This window comes from Solibaculum intestinale (genome assembly GCF_040096205.1).
Lineage (GTDB): Bacteria > Bacillota > Clostridia > Oscillospirales > Acutalibacteraceae > Solibaculum_A > Solibaculum_A intestinale.
In genome coordinates this window covers 1-23,339 of sequence record NZ_JBBMFD010000018.1, presented here as the reverse complement: position 1 = coordinate 23,339, position 23,339 = coordinate 1, and the positions used below count along the sequence as shown (strand labels likewise).

The window sequence follows — 23,339 nt, the reverse complement described above, 5'->3', positions numbered from 1 at the left end:
AGTCATGGATCAAATGGTTCTTCATATCCAAGAAAATGGCCCGTTTTTGTTGGAAGAGTATTACCAAGGGGTTGCAAAAACCAAGTATATCCACCCGAAAACGTTGGTGGAATGTATTCAGGCAAGCACCTTTCCCCAAAGGCGGATCGCCAGTGGGCCCTTGCCAAAGGGAGCCATTGCCGTTTCCATCTCCGTCGAGCAGGAAAACCGGTATGTGGTCATGGACTGTGACATCGGTTATACCGATATCACCTACATGGACACGGTATACGAGCATTTCCCACTTCCCAGGCTGGTGTTTGGGTTTGTAGTGGAAAACGGCGGCCGGATTTCCCAAATCCGTTTGGGGGTTGCAGACGATGAAAGAAAGCTGACCGAGACAACATCCATGTACCAGTACCCCTTTTCCAACGTCGAGGGGTTCCGCCTATGTATCGGGGGAAATCGCCTTCCCTTAATGCCCACTCTTCAGAGCCTAGGCAGCATTCCCGAATATATTTTAAGGCTCCCCAACAACGACGACTATTTTCAGATTTCCCATAACCGCCTGGGGCTAGGGCATCGGGATTTGTTGGAACATCTCAAGGATAAGGACCGGGGTTACTATTACAGTCATACCCTGGTTCCGATGCCCAACACCACCTTGGGGGATTTTTTGAATCTGGAGGGATCACAATGACCGAGCAACAAGAGAAACAGCTGGAGGCCCCTTTTCCATACGAGGAATTGGGATGGAGGATCACCAACACAAACCGGGAGAAAACCGGAGGAATGGCGGCGCCCTTTGTGAATGAACGTGCCATCCGCAAACGCTTAGACCAAGTGTTGGGTCGGGAAAACTGGCAGAATGAATTGAAAGTGACCTTGGGCAATGCCGAGGCGTCGTATATCTGTGAGATTTCGGTCTATTACCCGAACCGTCAGGAATGGATCAAAAAGTCCAACGGTGCGGGAAGCACGCAGGTCGAGCCGGTAAAGGGCGGTATTTCCGACGCCATCAAACGCGCCGCTTCCATGTGGGGCGTGGGGACATATTTGTATGAGTTCCCCGGCGTATGGGTCGATATCGATTCTAAAAAACGGATCCAAAAGGGTGCATACGCCAAACTAAAAGAGGCGTATGCCCGGTTCCTGGGCGAAAAGCAACCGGCAAAGCCAAAAGCAACCTCCCGATCCAATACGGGAAAACAGCCGTACAAGGGATACCGTGTTGTCAATGCCCGGAAGTCCAAAGGGGCCAACGGGGTGCATACCTATGTCCAACTGGAGGCTGCCGATGGCCGTACTTTGGACGGCTTTGTGAATCAAAGCGTCGATGTGGGGCAGTTCCTCACCGATTTAAAGGTGACGCCGAAGCATGACGCCATTGCAGGGGATTACAACATCATTTCCTGCCGCGTTGCGGCATAACCGCCGAGAAGAAAATTTTATCACGGGATTTGAGCTGCCCGCCCCTGGGCGGCTCATTTCTCCTGGAAAGGACGATGAAACATGAAGCCCATTACCTCACTACGGCTGACATCCATTGCATTACATAACGTCCGCAACTGCAAAGACGCCCAGTACCAGCTGTATGACCTGACGATGGTCAGTGGGCAAAATCGGGAAGGAAAGACCACAATCGCCCATGCCATCGCTTATGCCTTATTCGGCGTGACTTTCTGCGGAGAGCAGGACATTACCCAGATTATCCGGGAGAAGGCGGATGTTGTTTCGGTGAAATGTTGCTTTCTGGATCAAGATGGGGTGGAACACACCCTGGTCCGGTCTAGGCAGGGAGAAAAAACCGATCTGACGCTGGACGGGTTTCCGGCCCGAAAGCAGGATATATCCCACCTGTTTTGCACCAAGGAAGAGTTCTTGTCCATGTTTAATCCCTTCTATCTAGCGCAGATGACGGGAGAAAATGGACGCAAGCTCATCTTACGGCGTCTACGTCCGGTCCCTTCCGGGGAAGTCCTTCTGGCCATGTCGGAAGCTTTCCGCGTCCATTTGCAAGGGGTTTGCTTGGAATCCCCTTTTGAAGCCCTGTCCGCTTTCCGCAGCGAGATGGCGGAAGTGGAAGGACAGCTGGCCATATTGGAAGGACGTCTGGAATCCGTCAAAGAGGCGCAGGGCAAGAACCGCGACAAAGCGGTTCGGCTCAAGCAAGAGCTTCAGGCGGTGGAACAAAAAATAGACGTCCTACAGTCGAGACAGTGGGACGGCCTGGATCGCGAGGACTTGGAAATCCGTCTGGAGATGCTGCGCAAGCAATACGCGGAAACCTCCGATTTCGAAGAGGAATCCTCCCAGTTGCAACAAGAGCTCAGCACCATCCGGAACCGGGAATTCTCCTCCAAGATCACCTATGAGTTGTCTCGCCTGGCCGGTCAAATTCAAGCGTTGCGCGACCGGTATAGACACCGGCAATCTCAAATGAACGGTTTAAAACCAGGCATGCGCTGCCCGGTTTGTTTGACCGTCGTCACGGAGGAAAACCTGGCCGCCATGCAAAAAGGGTTCCAAAGGGAACTGGACGGCATTTTGAAGGAAGGCAACGAGCTTGCCGATCGATATGCAGGGCTAAAAAGCTGTTTAGAGCAAGAGAAGCAGCAGTGGGAACAGGAGAAAGCACAAAAGATTGCTTCTTTCAGCCAAAGGCTGGAAGGGTGCCGCCGGCCGGCTGTTGCACGCCGGACGCAGCTCCAGGAATCCATCGCCCTCTTAGAAGAGCAGCTTCGAGGCGGAAACCTGTCGGATGAGGAAGTACGGGAGCTTACGGCTTTGGAGGCGGATAAAAAAAGTCTTGAGGCAAAAATACAGATGCTGGAAGAGATGACGGATGAAAATGCCGTGCTTAACTTGATCGGTCAGCAGTCCGAACAAAACGGCAGGCTGGATCAAGTGAGAAATGTCCTGTCTGCCCTTCAGGAGTATATCCTCAAGCAATCGGAGCTGATGCTGTCTCCTCTTCAAATGCCCCATGTATCTATTAAGCTGGTAGAGTTGGTCCGGTCCACGGGAGAGCTGAAAAGCGTATTTAAGTTCCAGTACAACGGGCGGGATTATTCTTGTTTATCGCTTTCGGAGAAGACGCTTGCCGGCATGGAAATCGCCGCTATGGTGCGGAGAATCACGGGTCTGGATTATCCCATCTGTGTGGACAATGCAGAGAGCATCGACGCCTTTTCCGGCGTCATGGTGCCCACCCAAACGCTATTGCTGCGCTGCGTCAAAGGCCAGGCTTTGCAAATTACGGGCAAAAACCGGATGCCGCAATCGCAGCCTCTGGCGAAAGCAGGTTGAGTGTATGGCGGGATATACATCCATCGATGTAGTGGAGACGGCGGTGCTATGCGGCTTGGACATCAAGCAAAGCACCCTGCAAAACATAGAGGTGCAGGCGCGCTGCCCCTACTGCAACGATTACAAGTACCGTATGTACCTGTGTCACGATCCGGAGAATCCCACTTACTTTTGCCACAATTGTGGGACAGGCGGAAACGCAGTCACCCTCTTTGCCGATTTTAATCCCTATGGAAGACGGATGTCCACGAAAGAAGCGTATTACGCATTGCTGCGAGAGCCTTTTGTCCACACCAGTACATTTCCCTACCGAGAGAATGTCAGGAAGCAGGAGCGCATCCGCGACCTGCACGAACGCAGCCAAATCTATCTGGCGCTTCTGCACCTTTTATCCTTGGAAAAGAAACATCGTGAAAACTTGCTTCTACGAGGGTTGTCCAATGAAATCATCGACGGAAACCTTTACCGGAGCGTACCGACCCATACGGGGTTTCGCAAAGAGGTGGTCCGGAGGCTCGCCTCTGTATTCGACCTTACCGGCGTCCCTGGGTTCTATACGGAACATGGACAATGGGACATGGCCGGCCGCAAAAGCGGCATCCTCATTCCCATCTGTGACATGCACAATCGGATTCAGGGGCTTCAAGTGCGCTTGGATGACCCGCCGCCAAAGAAAATACAGTTGCCCGACGGTTCTTTTGCTGTGAAGAAAGGCGACCGGTTCCGGTGGTTTTCCTCTGGAGGGGACTATTACCAAAACGGTACGGGCATTCACGGGTATATCCATGTGGCAGGGGACACTTCCTCCGATACGATCCATCTAACCGAAGGAGGTATGAAGGCTGATGTAGCCAGCTATCTTTCGGATGGAGCACTGTTTCTAGGGTTGACCGGCGTCCAAAACACCCGGTTCTTAGCCGATATTGTCAGGCAGTTGCATCCGAAAAAAATTGTGGAGTGCATCGACATGGATGTGCGGTCCAACCCCCATGTGAGAAAAGCGCAAGCAAGGATACAGACCATCTGCCTTCCCCTCTGCGATGAATATGAGACCTTCCACTGGCCTTTCGAGCAAAAAGGCATCGACGACTTTTTATTGTTCCAAAAGCTTAAACAACAACATCTTGCTGCATAACGACGAAAGGGGAATTGATATGAAGTATTTTGACAAAAACGGCAAGGAAATCAAAGCAGGTATGTGGGTCGTTTTTGACGGTAAAAAAGTAGGTAGGGTATACCAAAGCGAAACAGAGGTGGATGCAGATGACTTTGGTGTCCGTTTCATCGAATACGACGAGGACTATCCATCACTCCACGCCTTAGACTTGACTCAGATAAAGAGTTTTAAAACAATATCGCCTGTCGCGTGTGCTTTTGAAGAACAGCGCTACAGATTTGGCGGTGGTCTTTGCCTCAAACTCTACATGTTTACAGACAATATTATTGATTTGTGGCAGACTATAACGGTGAATCTGGAAAGTGTTCCAGAGGGATTTGCCTATATTGATATCAACAATTGTGGCGAAAGTATCATTCAATGGTTGACAGCCAACGATTTCATGGAACCTACCGGCGAATTCTTGACAAGCGGTTTTGTTTCCTATCCTCTCTACAAATTGAACTTACCTAAAATACGCGAGTATACCATCAATGAAGAGCCGTCAACGGAAGAGTCCAGACGGATACTGTGAGGACGAGGAAGATGAGGATAACAGAGATGACGAAATATAGCAAGACGGAATTTCTGGATCGAAACGGCAAAGAAATCAAAGAGGGCATGTGGCTTAGTTGCCATGAAGAAAAATTCGGAAGAATTTATACAAAGGAACTAGAAGGCGGAAAAAAGGAACTGTGGATCGCTTATGTTAGTCCGTCCTTTTGGGAGAGCTTTGTAGAATATGACTGGAAGCCTTTTGCCTCTCTCGACACGAAAAAGACGAGGATTGTCTCCACCCTCGACTACGACGATGGATTGAGCAAGCATTCGTATTTTTTAGGTTTGCGCAGGGATAAGCACCGCAATCTTATTATAGAGGAACTTGAGCTAATAGATGGGGCGCTTTTCACCTGTGGAGACATTACAACGAGTTGTGATGTGTCTCTACCCGAAGGCTATGGCTTCGTTCCCGACGGTAGAAGTATGGATTTGCTTGTATCCTATGGATTGGCTGTAGACACCAACGTAATAAAAGTTGGGTGCCGGCTCTATCAATTTAAACTCAAAGATCTAATGCAGTATGCTTTCAACGAGGAAATTAACAACTGAAAGGGCGAAGATTTATGATGAGAATGGAAAACCTTATGGCTGTGCCGGAAAACTCGACGGGGATTATTGGAAAAATGTTCTACTATTCCATTGCAAACCTGTTGGTGAGGAGGGATCGCTTAATTGCCATTGGGCAAGATTTTGGATTTCCCAAGGTGAAGCCGACCAAGGATTCCTTGTCCGGAGCATACCGATGCGCCACGTCGGCTCTGAAAGACCGCGTTACATTCCGCGATGCTGCCGGTACACACATTTACAAAATCTATTGCAGGGAAAACAAGCAGGAGGATGCAGCGGTCATCTGCCGGGAGCTGGTGAAGGAAACCCTTAACTCCAAAACCAATTCCTATGCAAAACTGGCAAACATCCTGTTTGTCCGGGAACGGGAAGAAATGTATTACGACAATCTTCAGCATGACCCGGATGTGGATGTACAAAGCTATTGTGAAAAAGCTTTGACGTTGTTTGACCGGTTTCGTAGCTGCTACACCTCCGATCATGTGGACAGCATCATCAAGGACCAATTGGACCGGATGCAAGCGGTCAAAATCAGTATCCACGGTAATCTCTATTTCATCCCGAGGCCCTTTCTGCCTCAATTGTCTATCTTGGAGGATTATTTGTCTGTCGTAAAGAGTGCAAACTTAAATGAGAGCTTGGTCACCTGTAACAGCATGTATGTGGCCGATGACGAAGGGCAACGGGAGAAGATGGCCGAAGAATTCTACGCCAATTTCCGGAGGGATGTGGAAGCGTACCAAGAGAAAATCCAGCAGTTCCTCGACAAGGGAGGGACCTCTCAAGCAACCATGGACCGTTGGCAGGAGCGCATCGCGGCTTTGCAACAGAAAAAGCAGAGCTATGAGGAAGTGCTTCGCCGCCAGTTGGATGCCTTGGATGACGACTATGCGTTTCTACAAATGCAATCCCAAGAATTAAAGCTGAGAAGCATGCAAACAAAATTAAAAGCGGCATGACGACCCCTTGAAAAAGGGAAGTTCCAAAGGCCATAAATTAGAAGCCGGCGTCTTTAAGGCGCCGGCTTTTCTTGTGCTTGAAGCCACAGTTGGGTACCGCAAGGGGAATTCGTTTTGTAGGTGATTGACTTGTATATGCACTTGATTTAGGATAAATGTGAAAAATATTCACACTAACAAAACTGTGGAGTGGGTTGTGATGCGAATATGTAATCAGTAAGAGCATCGGTGCATTTCGCGACAAGAGCAGGGAACAGAGAGGCTGTGGCAAACACAACCTCTGTGTTTTCTGCTCTTTTTTCTTATTTTTGGCAAATTTATTCTATTTTCCTGGCGTTAGAGGTCCCCCTTTTTTGCCTTTTCCGTTGTCTTGTAATGGATGGGCAAAAAGGGGGCTTTTCCATGAGTTTTCGATTTTCATTAGAAGATCTTACTTTAGAAAGGCGGCACTATATTGATCGGTATCTAAAAAGAGTTATCAACAACCGCGTCAGAGACTACTATCGCTATCAAAAGAAAGCCAGCAAGTATGGGCTGCGTTTTGTCACGCTGGATGAAATCGACACCATTCTTTCCTATGAGCAGACATTTGATTGTGTCAGTGGATTTGTAGAGGCGGGAGGCTTTCGAATACCGGTATATTCCCCTACGCTTCTTTCTGCCTTGAACCAGCTAACCTATCTTCAAAAGGAGGTTTTGATTGGAAATGTTGTACTGTCGATCCCATTGAATAAAATCGCGCAAAGGCTCGGGATTAGTCTAAGAATGGTCAAAAAACATAAGCAAAAGGCGATTCAGTCCATAAAAAGGAGATGGAACTATGAGCAAGACATATGACCCATTTGATCCAGAAGTACAAATCCCACCTGCCGACATCATATTAGACGCCCTAAACGACGATGCATACGTCCAAAGGCTTTTAGAATACTACGAGCCATATATTAAAAAAGCGGCGTCAGCGCCTTTTTCTGCGGATCAAGAAACAACCGTAGAAGATTTCGATGATCTTGTCCAGGAGATTGAACTCTCAACCCTTCACGCCATCCATGTCCTCCGGATCAAACTATCGGAGGAATGTAGGGACCGGGTACCGGTTATCATTGTCCTGGATAAGTCATAGTTCATGTACCCAGGTTCTTTTGTGAACCACAGCGCATGATTGATATACCACCTGCACCTTGACAAATACGTCTTTCTGGAAAAGGCGTCATGGTACTCGCAAACGGAACCATCCGGCTGAGCGGCGCTTTTTTGCGAAAAGATCCTTCCCTTGACGACGGAAGGAAACCGCCAGGACGCCGGGATGATGAGACTTGCTGTTTCGCTTGGCAGCGCCGCCTTTTTTGCGGCCAAAGCAAATTGGCGATTTGCTTTGATGGGGATGGGTTACTTTGTGCAACGGTTGCACAAAGTGGCGCCCTTGTCGTCCCACGTTTGCGAACCCTCTGGGGATGGGTCCGAAAGAATCCCCTTCCGCCACTTTATTTCGAGGTGATCGTTTATGCAGCCAGGCCGCGATGATTTCGTCCCAGTGGATGAAATCAAAAAAATCATCTGTTCCGACTCGGATATGAAGGAGCGCATCGACGCCCTCCCATATAACCTCCTGGTGTCGGACATCGTCAAATTTTTAGGGCTTTGCGAATCCACCGTTTACAAGATTACCCGGTCGCCGGGATTCCCGCGGGTAAACATCGGCGTTACCAAATTTTTAGTCCCCCGCCCGTTGTTTTTAGACTGGTATTTTTCCAACTGTTTTTATCAAAAGTAGGTGCGTAAAATTTGACAAATCACAAAGAAACGTTACACTGGAAGCAGATAGAAATCTTCAAGCGTACCTTGACAAGTACATATCGGCTTCCAATCCTGATCCGGATAGCCCTTGATTGGACCGGTTAAGAAAGGATTGTGCAACCATGGCAAAGAAGCAACAAGGAACCGGATACATCCGCAGGCGGGAAGACAAAGGAACCGTGCGCTGGGAAGGCCAGTATTATTACGACGGCCACCGTAAAAGCATCTACGGCCCGGACTATGAAACAGTCCGGATGGAGCTCAATGAAATCCTTGCTTCCATCTATCGCAAAACCTATGTGGACGGCAGCACCATGCCGGTGGCTTCCTATCTGTATTACTGGCTGGAAGATGTATGCCAGGTGCGCCCCTTGACCAAGCTGAGCTATTTAGGCTACATCGAGGGGCATATCATGACCAGCCGTTTGGGGAGCCTTCCCATGAAACGGGCTACCCTCATTGATTTCCAGGAGTTCTTCAACCATAAAGCGGTAAGCGGACGGCTGGACGGGAAGCCTGGCGGGCTCTCGCCCAAGACGTTACACAACATGAAGGTCATGATGCGCGGGGCTCTCAACTATGCCGTGTATCCGCTCAAGCTGATCCCCAACAACCCCATGCTGGCGATCCATACGCCCAAGGTGATCCCTCCGGAGATCAAAATCCTGGGGGAAGAGGAACAGGAAAGGCTGGAAGAAGCGTGCTTTACCTACCCAGACCCAAATGCGGGATTTATTGTCCTAGACCTTTATGCAGGCCCCCGGATCGGGGAACTAGTAGGGTTCAAGTGGAGCGACTTCGGCAGGGATTTTGAGTGGGTGAAGATCAAACGGAGCCTTAGCCGGATCGCAAGGGAGCTTGTGAAAGAAGGCAGCGGCTACGAGATGGTGGAAAAACCGTATTTGGATAACGCAAAAAGCGCCCTGTATGCCGGGCCTCCCAAGACGGCCAAAGGAAGGCGGATGGCTTATCTGCCGGACATTGCCAGGGAAGCTGTAAAACGGGTATGGGCCTATCAGCAGAAGATGGGCATCTCCAACCCGCAAGGGTATGCGGTGCTCACCCCACAAGGTTATCCCGTGGAACCGAGGACCTATCAGGATTTGTTTGAACATGTTTTAAACTATGCGGGGCTGAGCCACATCAACTTCCATGCCCTGCGCCACACGTTTGCGACTCGCGCCTTGGAACTGGACGACGTGGGATTAAAAACGGTGTCGGAAGCCCTGGGACATGCCAAAGCTTCGACCACGCTGAATATGTACGTCCATTCGGAGGATAAGAAGAAGCAGGAGATGGCGAGGAAATTCAACCGGATGTCCGGTGAAAGAGGCAGGGATTTTACCGGATAAGAAAACCAGGAAAAGAGAGAAAGATGGTGAGAAAAAAGAAGGATTTTTTTTCGTAGCGGTATATGCAGCGGTACAAAACAGGAACGAAAGGAAACAGAAAGGAGGAAAACGAAGGATGAAAGAGAAAACTTGCAGGGAGGGGAAGGAAGAGAAGGGCAGGGAATAACTGGGAACCATACCAGGGAACAAAAGGAAAAAGCCCATGAAACCTAGGTTTCATGGGCCTCTGTGGTTGCGGAGGCTGGATTTGAACCAACGACCTTCGGGTTATGAGCCCGACGAGCTACCAGACTGCTCCACTCCGCGACATATGGAATTTTGCAAGTTGAGAAAGGAAAAATATCAAACAGAGAAAGCGTCGAGAGGATAGATCCTCGGGTTATGAGCCCGACGAGCTACCGGACTGCTCCACTCCGCGCTATCTCTATTTACTCAATCGAGTGTTTTATTATTATAGAGCACTTTTTCTTCAAATGCAATAGGTAATTTCAGGTTTAGAGATAGATACAAATATAGATGTGTTATAGAAAAAAATATGTATATATTTTTTGAAATCAATTACAAAAACGCGATGTTTAAGAGCGTGGATTCTTCTGTCCCAACCGGTTATGCGGCTTTTGAGCCTTCCGCAGAAAGCTCCGTTTCTTACCGCCATGGCAGTTTGCTTTCTTTTTGCGTTTCCGCGGAGATACACTTCATTTGGTCCCATTGAGGAAATCCTCGTATTCTGTAAGGGTAAGGCGATTTCTTATTTTTAGTGAATATCATCCAAAAATTAGGAAACTTGTTTGGTATGGCCTGTCGCTCTCTTGACAGGGTTTGTGCGTCCCCATATAATGCAAGCATAGGATAGGGAAAATCGTGGACGATTATCCTGTAAAATCTGGATTGGAAGGTGGTTGAACCATGAAGCTCAGCGAGCTGCTTTCTTCTCTGTATCAAAATACGCTGGAATGCACCTTTTCCAAAGATGCAACGCTCTGCAAAGGTGCTTCCAAATTTGGGGGAAAACCAGACCTTCCGGCGGATTTTGATTGGTACTATTATGAAGGAAAAGATTTTCACGATGTGACGAAAAGCCGCCCTCTGGCTTTCCTCCTGCAAATCAACTGCGAGGAACTCCATTTGCTGGATGCAGACGGGTGTCTGCCAGACAAGGGCATCCTCTATTTTTTCTATGAAATGGAAACGCAGACGTGGGGATTTGACCCGGCAGACGCGGGAAGCGCGAGGGTGTATTATTACGACGGGCCTAAAGAAGAACTGGCGTCTACTGAGTTTCCTGCAGATTTGGCGCCTGATTTCCGGTTTCCCGAACTTCGCATACGATTTTCGTCCCGCTGGGACCTGCCCTCCTGTGAGGAATTTCTGTCCGACTGCCCCGAGGGCGTTCTCACAGAAGAGGAACTGGACAATTACGAGGTGGAGCGCCAGGCTGCGCTTAACCTGCCCGACTTGCCCGATACGGTTACCAAGCTTTTGGGGTTTGCCGACGTTATTCAAAACGAGATGCGGGAGGAATGCGAACGGGTGACCAACGGCGTCTACTGCGGCGGAAGAGTGAGTCTCCCGGAAGAAGACCGGGTTCGGTTTGCAAAGGAAAGCAAGCAGTGGCGGCTGCTGTTGCAGCTGGACACAGTGGAAAGCGAAGCGGATGCTTTTGAATTGATGTTCGGCGATTGCGGCCGGCTTTACTTTTATATCCGGGAAGCGGATTTGAAGGCCCGTGCCTTTGACCGGGTTTGGATGATTTCCCAGTGTTATTGACTTTGTAGCCGTACGGGTGGATGCCGTCTCATTTAAGCTAGGCGGCGCTTTTCCAGAGGCATTGCGGTGGAACAGGAAAGGAAGGGAAACGGATGAAAAGCGATTTGCAGCGGATTCCCGGCGTAGGCCCCGCCATGGAGCGGTTTCTTCTGGAACTGGGATACCGCAACGTCGCCTCCTTAAAAGGGCAGGATCCTCAGGAGATGTACGACCGCAGCTGCCTGCAAAGAGGCGTCGAGCTGGACCGGTGTGTTCTTTATGTCTACCGGCTGTGCGTTTATTTTGCCCAGACCGAGTATCCCGATCCCCAGAAACTCAAATGGTGGTACTGGAAGGAGAAAGAGCAATGAAGACTATGAAAGCGCTGGTATGGCGGGAGGACGGCTCCCTTGCCCTGACCGACCGGCCGGTTCCCAGGCTTTTCGCGCCGGAGGACGCCGTTGTGAAGGTGACGTTGTCCACCATCTGCACCAGCGATCTGCATATTGTACACGGCGCGGTGCCCCGGGCGAAGCCTGGAATCGTGCTGGGCCATGAATTTGTGGGAATTGTGGCGGCTGCCGGGGAGGCGGCGGGCGGACTGAAGCCCGGCGACCGGGTGGCCGCCAATTGCATCACGTTCTGCGGAGACTGCTGGTTTTGCAGGCAGGGCTTTATCAACAACTGCGAGAAAGGCGGCTGGGAGCTGGGCTGCCGAATCGACGGCTGCCAGGCGGAATATGTCCGGGTTCCCTTTGCAAAGCAGGGGCTGACGAAAATCCCGGACACGGTGTCCGACGAGGATGCCCTCTTTGTAGGGGACATTCTTTCCAGCGGTTATTTTGGAGCCCAGCTCTGCGCAATTACCCCGGGTGACACGGTGGCGGTCATCGGCGCGGGGCCGGTGGGACTTTGCGCCATGCAATGCGCGAGGCTATTCGGAGCTGGACAGGTGATCGCGCTGGACATGGACGAAAGCAGACTCGCCGTGGCGAAAAAGGAAGGTTTTGCCCAGGTTATCTGCAATCCTCAAAAAGAAAACGCCGAAGACCTGGTGCGTTCCCTGACGGGAGGCCGGGGGGCGGACGGGGTTATTGAAGCGGCGGGCGGGACAAACACCTTTGAGCTCGCCTGGCGGATTGCGCGGCCCAATGCGGTGGTGGCGCTGGTGGCCATGTACGAAAAGGAACAGCGGCTGCCGCTGCCCCGTATGTATGGGAAAAATCTGATATTTAAGACCGGCGGGGTGGATGCAGTCCATTGTGCCCGGCTCCTGGATCTGCTGGCGGCCGGACGGCTGCGCACCGGTTTTCTCATCACCCACAAGGGTCCGCTCAACGAGATTCTGGAAGGATACCGGGTGTTCGAAGCACGGGAAGAAGGGTGCCTGAAGTGGGCGGTCACTCCCTATGAGCTGTAAGAAGGAAGGGAAACGTCATGCGGCTGTTTCTGGCCATTGAACTGAGCGACGCGGTGAAAAACCAGCTTTGCGCTGCTGTGGATACCTTGCGGGCGAACGCCCGCAGCGGGAACTTTACCCGAAGGGAAAACCTGCACCTGACGCTGGTATTTTTGGGAGAACAAACCCGGCTCGACGCGGTAAAGACTGCCATGGAGGAAGCAGCGGGCAATTCCTTTTGCCTGATTCTGTCAGGGGCGGGGACATTTCGCCGGGAGGGCGGAGACATATGGTGGTGCGGGGTGGAAAAAAGCCCGGCTCTGGCTGCTCTCTATGCGTCTTTATGCGCCGCCCTGCGGACACGGGGCTTTCTTCTAGAAGCGAGAGAATACCGGCCCCACCTGACGTTGGGACGGCAGGTGAGAATGCAGCCTGGTTTTGATGGAGAAGCTTTCGCCGCATCCATTTCCACGGCGGCTATGGAGGTAAAAGCGGTCAGCTTGATGCAGTCGCTGCGGGTGAACGGACGGCTTTTATATAAGTGCTTATACCGGACAAAGTTAAAGGACGGCGAAGCGACCTAAGAGATACTGTTCCTGGATTCGTCTCCATCCGCTCCTTAAATCTTACCGTTAGATAGAAGTGTCTCGAGGAAACCGCTCGCAGCGGAAAAAATCCGAAGGCGCCTTGCAAGCGCTGTCCGCACGCATGCGGGAACTGCCTGCAAGACCGTCTTCGGATTCGCTGAAGAGGGCAATACGGAGACTTGTTGATCCACAGCCGCTTTCATCGTATAAAACCGATTCCTGCTTTACCCTGCACGCGGCAACCCTGAAAACAAGACGAAGCTACACCCCTTGGTGACGCAGCCATATTTCCAATACGCTGTCGGCCCTTCCATTGTTATGCTTCCCAGATAAAAGCCCTTCGCCGCCATAAAGGCAAGCGAAGGGCTTTTGAAACGGCTATGCCGCCGGACCGGTGGGACCGGAAGGCCCTGCGGGGCCGCCCGGATTTCCCATATGTTGAGCCATGACGCCGTAGGCTTTGCCTGCCAGCGTCGTCAGCCACGGGATTCTCGCATCCTGACCCTTGCATACATGCACCAAACCGATGATCGCAAAGATCAGAACCACTAGGTAGATCACGCCCACGACAAAGCTGGTAATGCCGCTGGTCAGCCAATTGAGCACCGGGACGATGTTGAACACGCTCATGACGCTCTGTATCACGCCGGCGATCCCGCTGACGATGGACAGGAAAAACGCCTGCATACATTGCCTGACCGCCCATTCGTCTCGCTCCGCCGCAATCACGAAGCCCAGCAGCAGGCCGCACAGCAGCACCTGACCCAGAATCGCCAGCACAAAGGCGACGACCGCGTAAAACGACAGGACAATGTTGAACTTTCCTTTTCGCATGCTGCAATTACCCCCTCTAGAATTTGGTTTAAGGTTCTGGTTTAAGTATAGGCCTGCCCATCGGCAAAGTCAATTGGATTTCTCTAAAGACAAGGCCTCTGCTATAACCCTATGCAATGAAATCTTGTTGTATTCCATCTTTGTCCGGCTGGCTTACAGCTTCGCCGGAACAGAAAAGGGACGGCGCGATACGCCGTCCCTTTTTCTATCCTTTTGTTCGTTTGCGAAGCAGGGTTCCTGCGGCCACCGGGCGCTCGCAGGCAGCCGACAGGCGCATTTTCGGATGAGGCGCCGCTTCTACTGGGTTGCCGTCCAAGTCCCGCAGGTCGGTAAGCTGCAGCAGATAGGGGCGCTCTAAAGGGCTAAGGCAATCCGCCTCATCCCCTTCAAAGAACCGGTTGCGCTGTTCGAGCAGCACCCGGCCTTTCTCCCAGCCTATCGCCACGGCAATCACCTCATAGTCCCGCACATAGCCGCCGGTTTCCAGCTCCTGCCCGGGCGTACCGAAAAGAAACCCGGTGCTATATTCCCGGTGGCTGACCTTATGTACCTCTTGCCGAATCCAGTCGGGCAGCGGCTCGCCGTTAGGATGGGCGGCATAAAAATCAATGGCCTGCCGGTAGGCATAGGCGGTGACAGCCGCGTAATAAGCGGATTTGGCCCGGCCCTCGATCTTAAAGCTGGTGACACCCGCCTTTGACAGGGCGGGCAGATGGTCGATCAGGCAAAGATCCCGGGCGTTGAGGATATAAGAGCCGTTTCCTTGTTCCTCCACCGGGAAGTACTGCCCCGGCCGCTTTTCCTCCATCAGCGCGTAGCGCCAGCGGCAGGGCTGGGCGCAGTCCCCCCGGTTGGCGTCCCGGCCGGTCAGATAGTTGGACAAGAGGCACCGCCCGGATACCGACATGCACATGGCCCCGTGTACGAAGGCTTCCAGCTCCAGCTCCCGAGGGGTATTCGCCCGGATCTCCTGGATTTCCGTCAAGGAAAGCTCTCTCGCCAGCACCACCCTGGACGCACCCAGCTCGTAAAAAGCCCGGGCGGTCAAATAGTTGACCACCCCCGCCTGGGTGGAAACATGGAGGGCCACCTGGGGCGCCACCCGCTTTGCCAGGGCGAGAATTCCTACGTCGCTGATAATAAACGCATCCACACCGCTTTGGGCGGCGAAACGCAGGGCGTCGGGCAAACGGGGAAGCTCTTCATTTCGCGGCAGGGTGTTGCAGGTAAGATAAACCTTGACGCTGCGTTCATGGGCGTAGGCCACCGCTTCAGGAAGCTCTTCAGCAAAGTTCTTCGACGAAGTGCGCATGCCGAATTCCTGTCCCGCCAGGTACACCGCGTCCGCGCCGAAGTCCACGCTGGCTTTCAGGCGCGAAACGTCTCCGGCGGGGCAGAGAAGCTCTGCCCCGCCGCATGGGGTTCGATGGAATACGTTGTTATTGTCCACTGGATGCCTTAACCTCATTGTCGACAGCTTCCGCCGTCTGTATATTTTTCAGATGGGCGTTATAGGTGGTGGCGTAATAGTAATTGCCTTTCAGGTCGGTGACAAAGAAGAGGTAATTGGTATTGTCCGGCGACAGAGCCGCCAGAATAGCCTCAATGCCGGGATTACAGATGGGACCGGGCATCAGGCCCGCCACCTGATAGGTGTCGTAGGCGGGGGCATTGTGGGCCTGGGCGTATTCGGTGGTGGGGTCGGACTCCAGACGGGGGAATTCCCGGCTGTTAAGCCGGTTGTGGAAGACGGAAGAAATTTTGAGCATCTGCTCGTATTCGCCCGATTCCTCCTGAATGACCGACGCGAGAGTGAGAAGCTCATCCACGGTCATGCCAGACGCCTTTGCCTGCTCACGCATTTCCGCCGTGATTTTCTTTTCGGTGTTGGCCAGGAACTTGCCGATGACGCTGTCGGGCGCTTCTCCCTTGTAGAACTCATACGTGTCCGGGAAAAGGTAGCCTTCCAGCTTGGTCAGCCGGTCCGGATCGTCGGTGGGGATATCCTTGACCAAGTCGTATTCAAATTCGGTATTCTGCAGCGAATTCATCAATGCTTCCCGGGTGTTGACGCCGTTTTCCACCAGCCGGTCCACAATCTGTTCCAGGGTAAAGCCTTCAGGGAAATTCAGTTCCACCGTTTCATAGGTGGCCCCGGCCCCCTTCAGGCTGGAAATAATGCGCATATAGTCGTAGTTGGTGTTGATGGTGTACTCGCCCGGCTCGATTTTCTCCGTGGATTTCGTCAAACTCATGTACAGCTTGAAAAAGAGCGGCTGGCTGACCGCGCCGCTGTCCTTGATGATCTGCACCACCTGGTCGGTGGTGGCTCCTTCCGGAATGGTGACGGTCACCTCGGCGTTGGGCTTTACCAGACCCACCATATCGTTGATTCCCAAAAGGAGCACAAAGGAAAGAAGCAGGGAAACGCCGATGATAACCACCGCATAAATCAGCGATTTGGCGCAGCCGCCGTACAGCAGTCGGTTCTCTTTTTTCTTTTTATTGCCGTCGAGCTTCTTTTTTACCGGACCGTTTGCCGTATTCACGTCGGGTGTCTCCCCCTCGTCATCCTCGCTCGCCAGCTCGAACAGGTCGGTCATATCATCACCGGAGTCCTCTTTTATGTTTACCTTGAATTCCGGCGGATTGTCCATCGGCTCAAAGAGCGGCTCGGCGGGGATCTCGGGATCCTTGGGCAGATCGACGGGGATATCCTTGTCGTCTGCAGGATAGTTCGGATTTTCGTTCATGTACGTACCTCCTGTTGTGGCGGGGTCGGTCGGCGCCGCCAAATAGGTTTCATGAAAGGCCTGCTTTATCGAAAACGCCCGCCGGCTTTCGGCGCGCGGATAGAGCCGTCACTTCTCGAAAAGGAAATGCGTATACTGAAATAGAGTCCCCGGTTGTAAAACAGGGGAGCAAAAGTGAGGTGACAAGTATGTGCTGCAACGGTGGAGCCAACAATTGCTGTTGGATTTGGATTGTGTTGCTCCTGCTGCTGTGCTGCGGTTGCGGCTGCTGACGCGGGTAACATAAAGAAAACGGACAAGGGGTGTTTCCCTGAAGGGAAGCGCCCTCTTTCCTTATTGCACATGCACGTGGGTGCGCCTAGTGTAATCCTCGGTTACAAGAATGTCCACCCATTTGTCGTACCGGCCGTGGGGCAGCCGCCGCTGCACGCAGCTGCGGTAGCAGATGCCCACCGTGGTTCCCTGAAAACGGGAAAGAAACCGGTCGTAGTAGCCTTTCCCATAGCCTAGGCGAAAGCCGGTATGGTCAAACCCAAGCCCCGGCACAATGCAAAGGCCCCGGGAAAAATCGGTCATTTTCTCACACCGGTCCACAATCGGCTCGAGCACGCCGAAGGTGCCCGGCTCCAAATCGGACAAGGAACGGATAAAGTAAAAATCCATCTCTCTCGTCCCCGGCACGCACCTGGGAGCCGCCACCCGTTTGCCTGCGGCCAGGGCTTCCTTTAGGATGCCGATGGTGTCCACCTCAATGGCAGTGGAAATATAAAGAAGGAGGACCTTCTCCCGCTTATACTGATAAAGCGCCTGCACCCGCTTTCGGATGCGGGCGTCCCTGCTTTTTTTCTCGTCCTCCGGCATGCCCGTGCGAAGCTCCCGAAACCGGCGGCGAAGCTCCGTCTTGAACACCCGGATATCGGTTACGGGCACAGAATGGAACCGCGCACCTTGTCTGCGGCCCCTTCTCCCCTCAGCGCTGCAAGCAAGGCAAGCGCAAACTGAGTCGCCGTTCCTGCACCTCTTGAAGTGATGAACGGCCCGTCCACCGCCACCGGTTCAGATCCCACGCTGGCGCCTTCCAGTTCCCCTTCAAATCCTTCATAGCAAACGGCTTTTCTGCCCTTTAACAGGCCCTTGTGTCCAAGAATGGAGGGTGCCGCGCAGATTGCCGCCACAATCGCGCCTTTTTCCACCGCATGGTCAATGAATTTCTGTACCACCGGGGAATGTTCCAGGTTCAGCGTACCCGGCATCCCGCCCGGAAGCACCACCGCCTCCAGGTCGTCGGGCATAGCCGACGAATCCAGCGTGTCCGCCGCCAGTACAATGCCGTGGGAACCCCGCACCGCCGTGGCGCCTACGCCCACCGTGGTCACGTCCACGCCGGCTCGGCGCAGCAAATCAATGGGAGCGATGGCTTCCATTTCCTCAAACCCGTTGGCTAAAAATACATATACCATTTCGAAACCTCCGTTTGTCACACACAAATGCCTGTTTATTCCATGGTCAGGGGCAAAAACGCATCCTTCATCTGCGAAAGCGACCCGGTGATGGGACAAGCCATTCCCACCGGCTCCAGGTCTGTTTGCGTTTCTCCGTACAAAAGACCCACCGGCAGGCGCATCTGGATTGGTTTGCCTCCCGTTTCCCGCCCCAGAACCTCGCACAGATAAGGAAAGCTTTCTCTGTTTGCAATGGGGTCGAGACAGGTAATCTGGTCCTGCTCCTCGAAATAAAGGGCCGCTGTTTTCCCGGCGGGGGTATCCGCCGCCACCGCCTTGCCGCCGTAATAGGCGTGGATGGCAAGCTGGTAGGAGAGCATATCCGCTTCCCACAAAAGGGAGCCGGGTCTGCCTGCAAACGCGTCTTTGAGCGCCCCGCTTACAAAGGCCGGTGTTGCCTTTGCCGTCTTGCCGCCCGGGACGGAAATCGCCTCGAGACCTTCCTTGGAAAAGACGTGGGAAGCTGCTTTATATATGGTATCATACCCGTGTTTCGCGTAATAGTCAAATAAAGGCGGGTTTGCCGGGCGAAGCGTCAGAAAAGAAATCCCGTCCTTGGCAGCCCCGTCGGCCGCTTCTTTTAACAGGCGGGACATGATTCCCTGCCCCCGAGCCTGGGGCAGGGTGGCCGCCGCATAGATGTATCCAGCATGGGTCCACGTCCCGCCAAGGGCCATAGAAGCGGGCAGCACGTAAAGGGCCGACGCGATCTCACCGCCTTGCTCATAGACGTAAACGTCCGCCAAAGCCTTGCAGCCATTCAAAAACAAGGCGATTGCTTCCGCCTTGTCCCCAAAGACCTGCTCCCACAGCGCTTGCAGCTTGGGAGCGTTCTCCTTGTCAATCCGCGTTCTCATTCCTCGTCCTTCCACACAGCATAAGATTTTTCCACCAAAAAGGCTGGCTGGTAGGAAAGCTTTGCCCGTCTGAGCCCTTCGATGCCCATGTCCTCCTCCCGGTTGATGTACCGGTACCCGGACAGGCGCTTTTGGGCGAACACCTGGTTGATTTTGGGATACGCTCCCTGGATGGCGGAAAAGGCTTTTTCAAAATGCAGATCAAAGCAGTCGTCGGTCAGCGGTTCGCCGATGGTGAAGGCAATCACCTTGCCGCCCACCCGCAGAAGGCCGCCCTGCATTCCCAGCTCGTCAAAATAATCCAAGGTGTCCCGCAGGGCAAGCATCTCGTCGTCGTAGCTGGAAGACCCGTTTTTGTCCTCCTGCAGCCATTCCTCAAACATATCCCAGCAGTCACACAGGTTGTGATGGTCGATGTCCTCATAGGTCCAATTGGGATTATCCTGGTCGAACCGGGAGATGTGGTTGCGTTTGCCGTGGTACTTGCGCCCGGAAAGAGAAATCAGGTCGCTGCTTTCGTACACGTAGTCGTAGGCGTACCGGCAGTCCTCGTATTCAAACTGGCCCGGATACAATTCGTCCAGCTGACGGCGGATTTCGGGCGTTACCGAATAAAACCGCAAAGGCTGGTCGTTTTCCTCCGCGTCCGCCCGCAATAGCTCGATGGCCTCCCGCACGTCTCCCTTTCCTGCTGGGAAGAGATAGGCGCATTGCCGCAGGCAGGCCCTGGCCAGAAAAAAGTCCTTATACCGGGTGATCCGTTTATTAATGTACCGGCGCCACATGTAGGTGCTGCCGAAGCTGTACTCGGAATTGTTGAAGTTTGCATAAGACGTGAGTTCGGTCACCCAGTCCCGGTCGGAAATGGTCGGTTCTTTAAAATCCAGCAATACTTGTTGCATCAATGTATTATTCCCTCGATTCCAATCGTTCGCGAAATACTTGAAAGATATCTTCATGAATCTGCGCCACCGGTCTTGGTCCCTCTTCCTGGGCGCAGGAGATCACCGTCCAGGAAAGCGCGTTGGCCGCGAACAGCGCCGCCTCTCTGCAGCGCAGCAGGTAGGCTTCGTCCCGCTCGTGGACGTCCTTGCGGCTTTCATCGCCGCCGTAGCGCTTTAAAAGCAGCTTCTGGGAAACCTGCGGCGGCATGTCCAGAAACACCACGCAATCCGGCCGGGGGAGCCCTAGGCGATTGTATTCATAATCAAAAAGCCAGGAAAGATACTCTTCCCATTCTTCTTTTGGGAGCTTCGCCATCTGATAGATAGCGTTGGAGGTGACATACCGGGCGGCGACAATCAGCGTTCCTGCCTCGTAATCCGCCTGCCAGTGCCTTTTAAAGCTGGCGTACCGGTCCACTGCATAAAAGCTGGAGGCTGCGTAAGCGTTGACGCTGTCCGCATCCGAACCAAATTCCCCGTCCAAATACATGCGCACCAGCGCCGACGATTCCTCCTTATAGTCGGGAAAGGAAATTCCTTTGCTAGTATACCCCTCCGAACGAAGCCGTTCGAGCAAACATGCAAATTGGGTGGATTTTCCACTGCCGTCCAGGCCTTCCAGCACCAGCAGCCCTCTCATGTCGCGTCGCCTCCCAATGCCGAAAACCGTTTGCGCACTTCTTCCGCCTTGCCGCAGGTCATTTTGCCTTCCGTGCAGGGACCCGCCACGCAGGGCGGCCCGGCTTTTGCAAAAAGATGAGGCGCCACTTTGCGCGTAAGCGCCAGCATCTGCCCGGCTACCTCCCGGATTTCCCACTGGGCCCGGTTGCAGCAGCGCAGGGAAAAGAAGTTATAGAGGCTTCTGGCGTTCATGGTCACCACCATCTTGGTGTCACAGGCGTTGGGTAAGACAAAGCGCGCGTCCTCCGCCGCCTTTTTCTGAGCGGCGGCTCTTGCTTTTTTCGGATCGGCTCCTTCGGCAATCAGCGCCGCCTCGTGCACGTGTGCCAGCTGCTTTTGCAGCGTGCTGTAAGCCTCCTGGGCACGGCCCATCGCCTCGATGAAAAGCGCCTTGGCCCGCTCCTCCTTCTCAATTTCGGGAGGGATCACATAGTCAAACCCGTCCTCCACCACATACCGCTGGCTCTGCACGCTGAAGGAAGCGATGCGGTGGCGGGTGATCTGGGTGAGCAGCGCACGGGACACGCCTTCGATGCCGAAGGTAAAGGAAGCGTGCTCAATGGGGGACTGATGCCCGATTTCCGAGAGCATGTCCACAAACCCGGCGGCCTTTTCAGGCGTCATATCGTCAAACACTTGGTCGAGATGGGCGGGCGAGTAGCAAAGGCGAGCGGCCGCCGCCACCGTGCGTTCCGGGTCAGGAGTATGGGAAATCAGGGTGACCTTTGGTTTTACCTGGGGCATAGAAGGACCTCCTGCGCGTAGCCTCGCGCGTCATAGGAAAATCGAATGTCTGTTTATTATAGCAAATTGCGCCAGGCAGGGCAACACCTGAATCACTTTTCAGCAAGTTATACTAATTTCCTCCATTTTGTGATTTTCCTCTTCCTTTTGGGAAAAAAGCGTGCTAAAATGCGGGTGAGGTGATCGTCAATGACAAAAAAGCAACGGGCTTTGGCGGCGGTGGATCTGCTTAAGCAGGAATATCCCGACGCGCTGTGTTCCCTTACCGTAAAGAATCCCTTGGAGCTTCTGATTGCCACCCGTCTGTCCGCCCAATGTACCGACGCCAGGGTCAACCTAGTCACACCGGTGCTCTTTACCAAGTATCCTACCCTGGAGGCCTTCGCAAACGCGGATCTTTCCGAAGTGGAGGAAATCGTGCATCCCTGCGGTCTTTACAAGACCAAGGCCAGGGATATCGTGGCGATGTGCCAGAAGCTGCAAAGCGAATACGGCGGCGTGATTCCCGATACGGTGGAAGAACTCGTAAAGCTTCCGGGCGTGGGCCGGAAAACCGCCAATTTGGTGGTGGGCGAGGTGTTCGGGAAACCAGCGGTCATCGCAGATACCCACTGCATTCGTCTGTCCAACCGCATCGGCCTTTGCGACACCAAGGACCCAGCCAAGGTGGAAAAGGAACTGCGCGCCCTTTTGCCGCCGGAAGAATCCACCCGGTTTTGCCACAGGCTTGTGCTCCACGGACGGGCGGTCTGTGACGCGCGCCATCCGAACTGCGAGGTCTGCGTGCTCAAAGAGGTGTGTAAATCCTTCGGAAAACCGGTCGTAACCGCGCGGAATAAAACGAAAAAAACCGGTTGACAACGGTTGGGGATTACGCTATAATAACGTCTGTTGACCCGCGAGAGTGCTGGAACTGGCAGACAGGCACGTTTGAGGGGCGTGTGTCTTATGGCGTACGGGTTCAAGTCCCGTCTCTCGCACCAGATAGCACCCCGGAAAGCCTTGCAAAATCAAGGTTTTCCGGGGTGCTGTTTTTTGTCTTTTCCTGATTTGGTCGTTATTTGGTCGTTATCCCGTTTTGTATGTCTGCAAGCGCCTAATTACCATTATTTACTTTGTCTGCTGCGCCGTGGATGATGATAATATTGATTTATCATTTTTCGCGGGGTGTAAACATGGATAAAAAGAAAAAAATAAGTAAAAAGACTATTTTACTATCTCTTGGTTTTTTGGTTGCATTTGCGGCGCTGATAATCATAATTGCAATGGTACCAGGCGGCCAAAATGATAGCGAGCAAAGCGACGCGGCGTCCATCCCTACATCCACCGCAAGCCTGCCGTCGCTGCCGCCCGCCGTGTCCCTGCCGAATGCGTCAAGCTTGCCCGACTCCTCTGCCCTTGACAGCTCCGACTTACCGGAGTCGAGCGCATCGGAGCCGGACACGCCCGACGCGTCCTCTCAAGGCAGCGCCTCCCACCAGGCGCCGATCTCCACGCCGCCGGTATCCCAGGGCAGCCCATCGAGCGCCGCGCCGAGCAGCCAGGCCCCGCCATCGTCTGCCGTCCCGTCGTCCTCAGCTCCCCCGGCCGTGTCCTCCGAGCCGGAACGTATCCG

General features: G+C 53.2%; 26 protein-coding genes and 2 tRNA genes. 17 read left to right on the top strand and 11 right to left on the bottom strand.

Annotated elements, in window-relative coordinates; translation table 11 throughout:
• Positions 1-4 precede the first annotated feature (4 nt).
• From WMO26_RS09935 to WMO26_RS09885, 11 genes are all read left to right on the top strand, one after another.
• On the top strand, positions 5-679 hold the full coding sequence (locus WMO26_RS09935; RefSeq protein WP_349220056.1) for a hypothetical protein: 675 nt from the start codon (positions 5-7) through the stop codon (positions 677-679).
• Complete coding sequence (locus WMO26_RS09930) at positions 676-1,410, top strand: Rad52/Rad22 family DNA repair protein (RefSeq protein ID WP_349220054.1); 735 nt, start codon at positions 676-678, stop codon at positions 1,408-1,410. The genes WMO26_RS09935 and WMO26_RS09930 overlap by 4 nt, the downstream gene beginning before the upstream one ends.
• A gap of 81 nt (positions 1,411-1,491) precedes the next feature.
• A complete protein-coding gene (locus tag WMO26_RS09925) occupies positions 1,492-3,288 on the top strand; it encodes an AAA family ATPase (protein ID WP_349220052.1) in 1,797 nt (598 codons plus the stop codon).
• Positions 3,289-3,292: 4 nt separating this feature from the next.
• A complete protein-coding gene (locus WMO26_RS09920; protein ID WP_349220050.1) occupies positions 3,293-4,423 on the top strand; it encodes a DUF3854 domain-containing protein in 1,131 nt (376 codons plus the stop codon).
• Positions 4,424-4,442: 19 nt separating this feature from the next.
• Positions 4,443-4,979 carry a DUF4313 domain-containing protein gene (locus WMO26_RS09915; RefSeq protein WP_349220049.1) on the top strand — a complete coding sequence of 179 codons (537 nt, stop codon included), beginning with the start codon at positions 4,443-4,445 and terminating at the stop codon, positions 4,977-4,979.
• A gap of 26 nt (positions 4,980-5,005) precedes the next feature.
• On the top strand, positions 5,006-5,554 hold the full coding sequence (locus WMO26_RS09910) for a hypothetical protein (protein WP_349220047.1): 549 nt from the start codon (positions 5,006-5,008) through the stop codon (positions 5,552-5,554).
• Between the two features lie 14 nt (positions 5,555-5,568).
• Positions 5,569-6,531, top strand: coding sequence for a DUF6744 family protein (locus tag WMO26_RS09905; protein WP_349220045.1), 963 nt, complete (start codon positions 5,569-5,571; stop codon positions 6,529-6,531).
• Between the two features lie 264 nt (positions 6,532-6,795).
• Positions 6,796-7,368 carry a sigma-70 family RNA polymerase sigma factor gene (locus WMO26_RS09900; RefSeq protein WP_349220043.1) on the top strand — a complete coding sequence of 191 codons (573 nt, stop codon included), beginning with the start codon at positions 6,796-6,798 and terminating at the stop codon, positions 7,366-7,368.
• Positions 7,352-7,651: a hypothetical protein gene (locus WMO26_RS09895; RefSeq protein ID WP_349220041.1), complete on the top strand. Its 300-nt coding sequence runs from the start codon at positions 7,352-7,354 to the stop codon at positions 7,649-7,651. The genes WMO26_RS09900 and WMO26_RS09895 overlap by 17 nt, the downstream gene beginning before the upstream one ends.
• A 381-nt stretch (positions 7,652-8,032) precedes the next feature.
• Positions 8,033-8,302, top strand: a complete 270-nt coding sequence (locus WMO26_RS09890; RefSeq protein WP_349220040.1) for a hypothetical protein — start codon at positions 8,033-8,035, stop codon at positions 8,300-8,302.
• Positions 8,303-8,447: 145 nt separating this feature from the next.
• Positions 8,448-9,677 (top strand): tyrosine-type recombinase/integrase, encoded by a 1,230-nt coding sequence (locus tag WMO26_RS09885; RefSeq protein ID WP_349220038.1) that lies wholly within the window; start codon positions 8,448-8,450, stop codon positions 9,675-9,677.
• A gap of 229 nt (positions 9,678-9,906) precedes the next feature.
• Here the strand turns inward: WMO26_RS09885 and WMO26_RS09880 are convergent.
• Positions 9,907-9,983, bottom strand: a tRNA-Met gene (locus WMO26_RS09880).
• A gap of 600 nt (positions 9,984-10,583) precedes the next feature.
• On the opposite strand from WMO26_RS09880, the gene WMO26_RS09875 reads away from it, so the two are divergent.
• The 4 genes from WMO26_RS09875 to thpR all read left to right on the top strand — a co-directional run bounded on the left by WMO26_RS09875 (position 10,584) and on the right by thpR (position 13,406).
• Entirely contained in the window at positions 10,584-11,444 is an 861-nt protein-coding gene (locus tag WMO26_RS09875; RefSeq protein ID WP_349220036.1) for a YwqG family protein, read from the top strand.
• A gap of 92 nt (positions 11,445-11,536) precedes the next feature.
• A complete protein-coding gene (locus tag WMO26_RS09870) occupies positions 11,537-11,794 on the top strand; it encodes a helix-hairpin-helix domain-containing protein (protein ID WP_349220035.1) in 258 nt (85 codons plus the stop codon).
• Positions 11,791-12,843 carry an alcohol dehydrogenase gene (locus WMO26_RS09865; protein ID WP_349220033.1) on the top strand — a complete coding sequence of 351 codons (1,053 nt, stop codon included), beginning with the start codon at positions 11,791-11,793 and terminating at the stop codon, positions 12,841-12,843. Before WMO26_RS09870 ends, WMO26_RS09865 begins: the two co-directional genes overlap by 4 nt.
• 17 nt (positions 12,844-12,860) lie before the next feature.
• Positions 12,861-13,406: an RNA 2',3'-cyclic phosphodiesterase gene (gene thpR / locus WMO26_RS09860; RefSeq protein ID WP_349220031.1), complete on the top strand. Its 546-nt coding sequence runs from the start codon at positions 12,861-12,863 to the stop codon at positions 13,404-13,406.
• Positions 13,407-13,787: 381 nt separating this feature from the next.
• Here thpR and WMO26_RS09855 read toward each other — a convergent pair whose 3' ends face one another.
• From WMO26_RS09855 to thyX, 9 genes are all read right to left on the bottom strand, one after another.
• Positions 13,788-14,243 (bottom strand): hypothetical protein, encoded by a 456-nt coding sequence (locus tag WMO26_RS09855; RefSeq protein ID WP_349220029.1) that lies wholly within the window; start codon positions 14,241-14,243, stop codon positions 13,788-13,790.
• Positions 14,244-14,448: 205 nt separating this feature from the next.
• Positions 14,449-15,693: a peptidase U32 family protein gene (locus WMO26_RS09850; protein ID WP_349220027.1), complete on the bottom strand. Its 1,245-nt coding sequence runs from the start codon at positions 15,691-15,693 to the stop codon at positions 14,449-14,451.
• Complete coding sequence (gene mltG / locus WMO26_RS09845) at positions 15,683-16,996, bottom strand: endolytic transglycosylase MltG (RefSeq protein ID WP_349220025.1); 1,314 nt, start codon at positions 16,994-16,996, stop codon at positions 15,683-15,685. Before mltG ends, WMO26_RS09850 begins: the two co-directional genes overlap by 11 nt.
• A gap of 333 nt (positions 16,997-17,329) precedes the next feature.
• Positions 17,330-17,926 carry a 5-formyltetrahydrofolate cyclo-ligase gene (locus WMO26_RS09840; RefSeq protein ID WP_349220024.1) on the bottom strand — a complete coding sequence of 199 codons (597 nt, stop codon included), beginning with the start codon at positions 17,924-17,926 and terminating at the stop codon, positions 17,330-17,332.
• Complete coding sequence (locus tag WMO26_RS09835; protein ID WP_349220022.1) at positions 17,917-18,456, bottom strand: DJ-1 family glyoxalase III; 540 nt, start codon at positions 18,454-18,456, stop codon at positions 17,917-17,919. The genes WMO26_RS09840 and WMO26_RS09835 overlap by 10 nt, the downstream gene beginning before the upstream one ends.
• A gap of 35 nt (positions 18,457-18,491) precedes the next feature.
• The gene (locus tag WMO26_RS09830) at positions 18,492-19,355 is read right to left on the bottom strand and encodes a GNAT family N-acetyltransferase (protein WP_349220020.1); all 864 of its coding nucleotides are present in this window, start codon (positions 19,353-19,355) and stop codon (positions 18,492-18,494) included.
• On the bottom strand, positions 19,352-20,257 hold the full coding sequence (locus tag WMO26_RS09825; protein ID WP_349220018.1) for a DUF2156 domain-containing protein: 906 nt from the start codon (positions 20,255-20,257) through the stop codon (positions 19,352-19,354). Before WMO26_RS09825 ends, WMO26_RS09830 begins: the two co-directional genes overlap by 4 nt.
• A gap of 7 nt (positions 20,258-20,264) precedes the next feature.
• Positions 20,265-20,939 carry a dTMP kinase gene (locus tag WMO26_RS09820; protein WP_349220016.1) on the bottom strand — a complete coding sequence of 225 codons (675 nt, stop codon included), beginning with the start codon at positions 20,937-20,939 and terminating at the stop codon, positions 20,265-20,267.
• Positions 20,936-21,724, bottom strand: a complete 789-nt coding sequence (gene thyX, locus WMO26_RS09815) for an FAD-dependent thymidylate synthase (protein ID WP_349220015.1) — start codon at positions 21,722-21,724, stop codon at positions 20,936-20,938. Before thyX ends, WMO26_RS09820 begins: the two co-directional genes overlap by 4 nt.
• A 189-nt stretch (positions 21,725-21,913) precedes the next feature.
• Here thyX and nth point away from each other — a divergent pair, with 189 nt between their 5' ends.
• On the top strand, positions 21,914-22,582 hold the full coding sequence (gene nth, locus WMO26_RS09810) for an endonuclease III (RefSeq protein ID WP_349220013.1): 669 nt from the start codon (positions 21,914-21,916) through the stop codon (positions 22,580-22,582).
• Positions 22,583-22,622: 40 nt separating this feature from the next.
• Positions 22,623-22,707 (top strand) — tRNA-Leu (locus WMO26_RS09805).
• Between the two features lie 170 nt (positions 22,708-22,877).
• Here WMO26_RS09805 and WMO26_RS09800 read toward each other — a convergent pair.
• Positions 22,878-23,168: a hypothetical protein gene (locus WMO26_RS09800; protein ID WP_349220011.1), complete on the bottom strand. Its 291-nt coding sequence runs from the start codon at positions 23,166-23,168 to the stop codon at positions 22,878-22,880.
• Between the last annotated feature and the right edge of the window lie 171 nt (positions 23,169-23,339).

Coding starts and splice junctions, on each gene's coding strand:
- thpR (WP_349220031.1), top strand. CDS start 12,861: ATGCGGCTGTTTCTGGCCATTGAACTGAGCGACGCGGTGAAAAACCAG.
- WMO26_RS09915 (WP_349220049.1), top strand. CDS start 4,443: ATGAAGTATTTTGACAAAAACGGCAAGGAAATCAAAGCAGGTATGTGG.
- WMO26_RS09920 (WP_349220050.1), top strand. CDS start 3,293: ATGGCGGGATATACATCCATCGATGTAGTGGAGACGGCGGTGCTATGC.
- WMO26_RS09855 (WP_349220029.1), bottom strand. CDS start 14,243: ATGCGAAAAGGAAAGTTCAACATTGTCCTGTCGTTTTACGCGGTCGTC.
- WMO26_RS09930 (WP_349220054.1), top strand. CDS start 676: ATGACCGAGCAACAAGAGAAACAGCTGGAGGCCCCTTTTCCATACGAG.
- WMO26_RS09870 (WP_349220035.1), top strand. CDS start 11,537: ATGAAAAGCGATTTGCAGCGGATTCCCGGCGTAGGCCCCGCCATGGAG.
- WMO26_RS09885 (WP_349220038.1), top strand. CDS start 8,448: ATGGCAAAGAAGCAACAAGGAACCGGATACATCCGCAGGCGGGAAGAC.
- WMO26_RS09830 (WP_349220020.1), bottom strand. CDS start 19,355: ATGAGAACGCGGATTGACAAGGAGAACGCTCCCAAGCTGCAAGCGCTG.
- mltG (WP_349220025.1), bottom strand. CDS start 16,996: ATGAACGAAAATCCGAACTATCCTGCAGACGACAAGGATATCCCCGTC.
- WMO26_RS09865 (WP_349220033.1), top strand. CDS start 11,791: ATGAAGACTATGAAAGCGCTGGTATGGCGGGAGGACGGCTCCCTTGCC.
- WMO26_RS09910 (WP_349220047.1), top strand. CDS start 5,006: ATGACGAAATATAGCAAGACGGAATTTCTGGATCGAAACGGCAAAGAA.
- WMO26_RS09820 (WP_349220016.1), bottom strand. CDS start 20,939: ATGAGAGGGCTGCTGGTGCTGGAAGGCCTGGACGGCAGTGGAAAATCC.
- WMO26_RS09890 (WP_349220040.1), top strand. CDS start 8,033: ATGCAGCCAGGCCGCGATGATTTCGTCCCAGTGGATGAAATCAAAAAA.
- nth (WP_349220013.1), top strand. CDS start 21,914: ATGACAAAAAAGCAACGGGCTTTGGCGGCGGTGGATCTGCTTAAGCAG.
- WMO26_RS09905 (WP_349220045.1), top strand. CDS start 5,569: ATGATGAGAATGGAAAACCTTATGGCTGTGCCGGAAAACTCGACGGGG.
- WMO26_RS09825 (WP_349220018.1), bottom strand. CDS start 20,257: ATGCAACAAGTATTGCTGGATTTTAAAGAACCGACCATTTCCGACCGG.
- WMO26_RS09925 (WP_349220052.1), top strand. CDS start 1,492: ATGAAGCCCATTACCTCACTACGGCTGACATCCATTGCATTACATAAC.
- thyX (WP_349220015.1), bottom strand. CDS start 21,724: ATGCCCCAGGTAAAACCAAAGGTCACCCTGATTTCCCATACTCCTGAC.
- WMO26_RS09935 (WP_349220056.1), top strand. CDS start 5: ATGGATCAAATGGTTCTTCATATCCAAGAAAATGGCCCGTTTTTGTTG.
- WMO26_RS09895 (WP_349220041.1), top strand. CDS start 7,352: ATGAGCAAGACATATGACCCATTTGATCCAGAAGTACAAATCCCACCT.
- WMO26_RS09835 (WP_349220022.1), bottom strand. CDS start 18,456: ATGGTATATGTATTTTTAGCCAACGGGTTTGAGGAAATGGAAGCCATC.
- WMO26_RS09875 (WP_349220036.1), top strand. CDS start 10,584: ATGAAGCTCAGCGAGCTGCTTTCTTCTCTGTATCAAAATACGCTGGAA.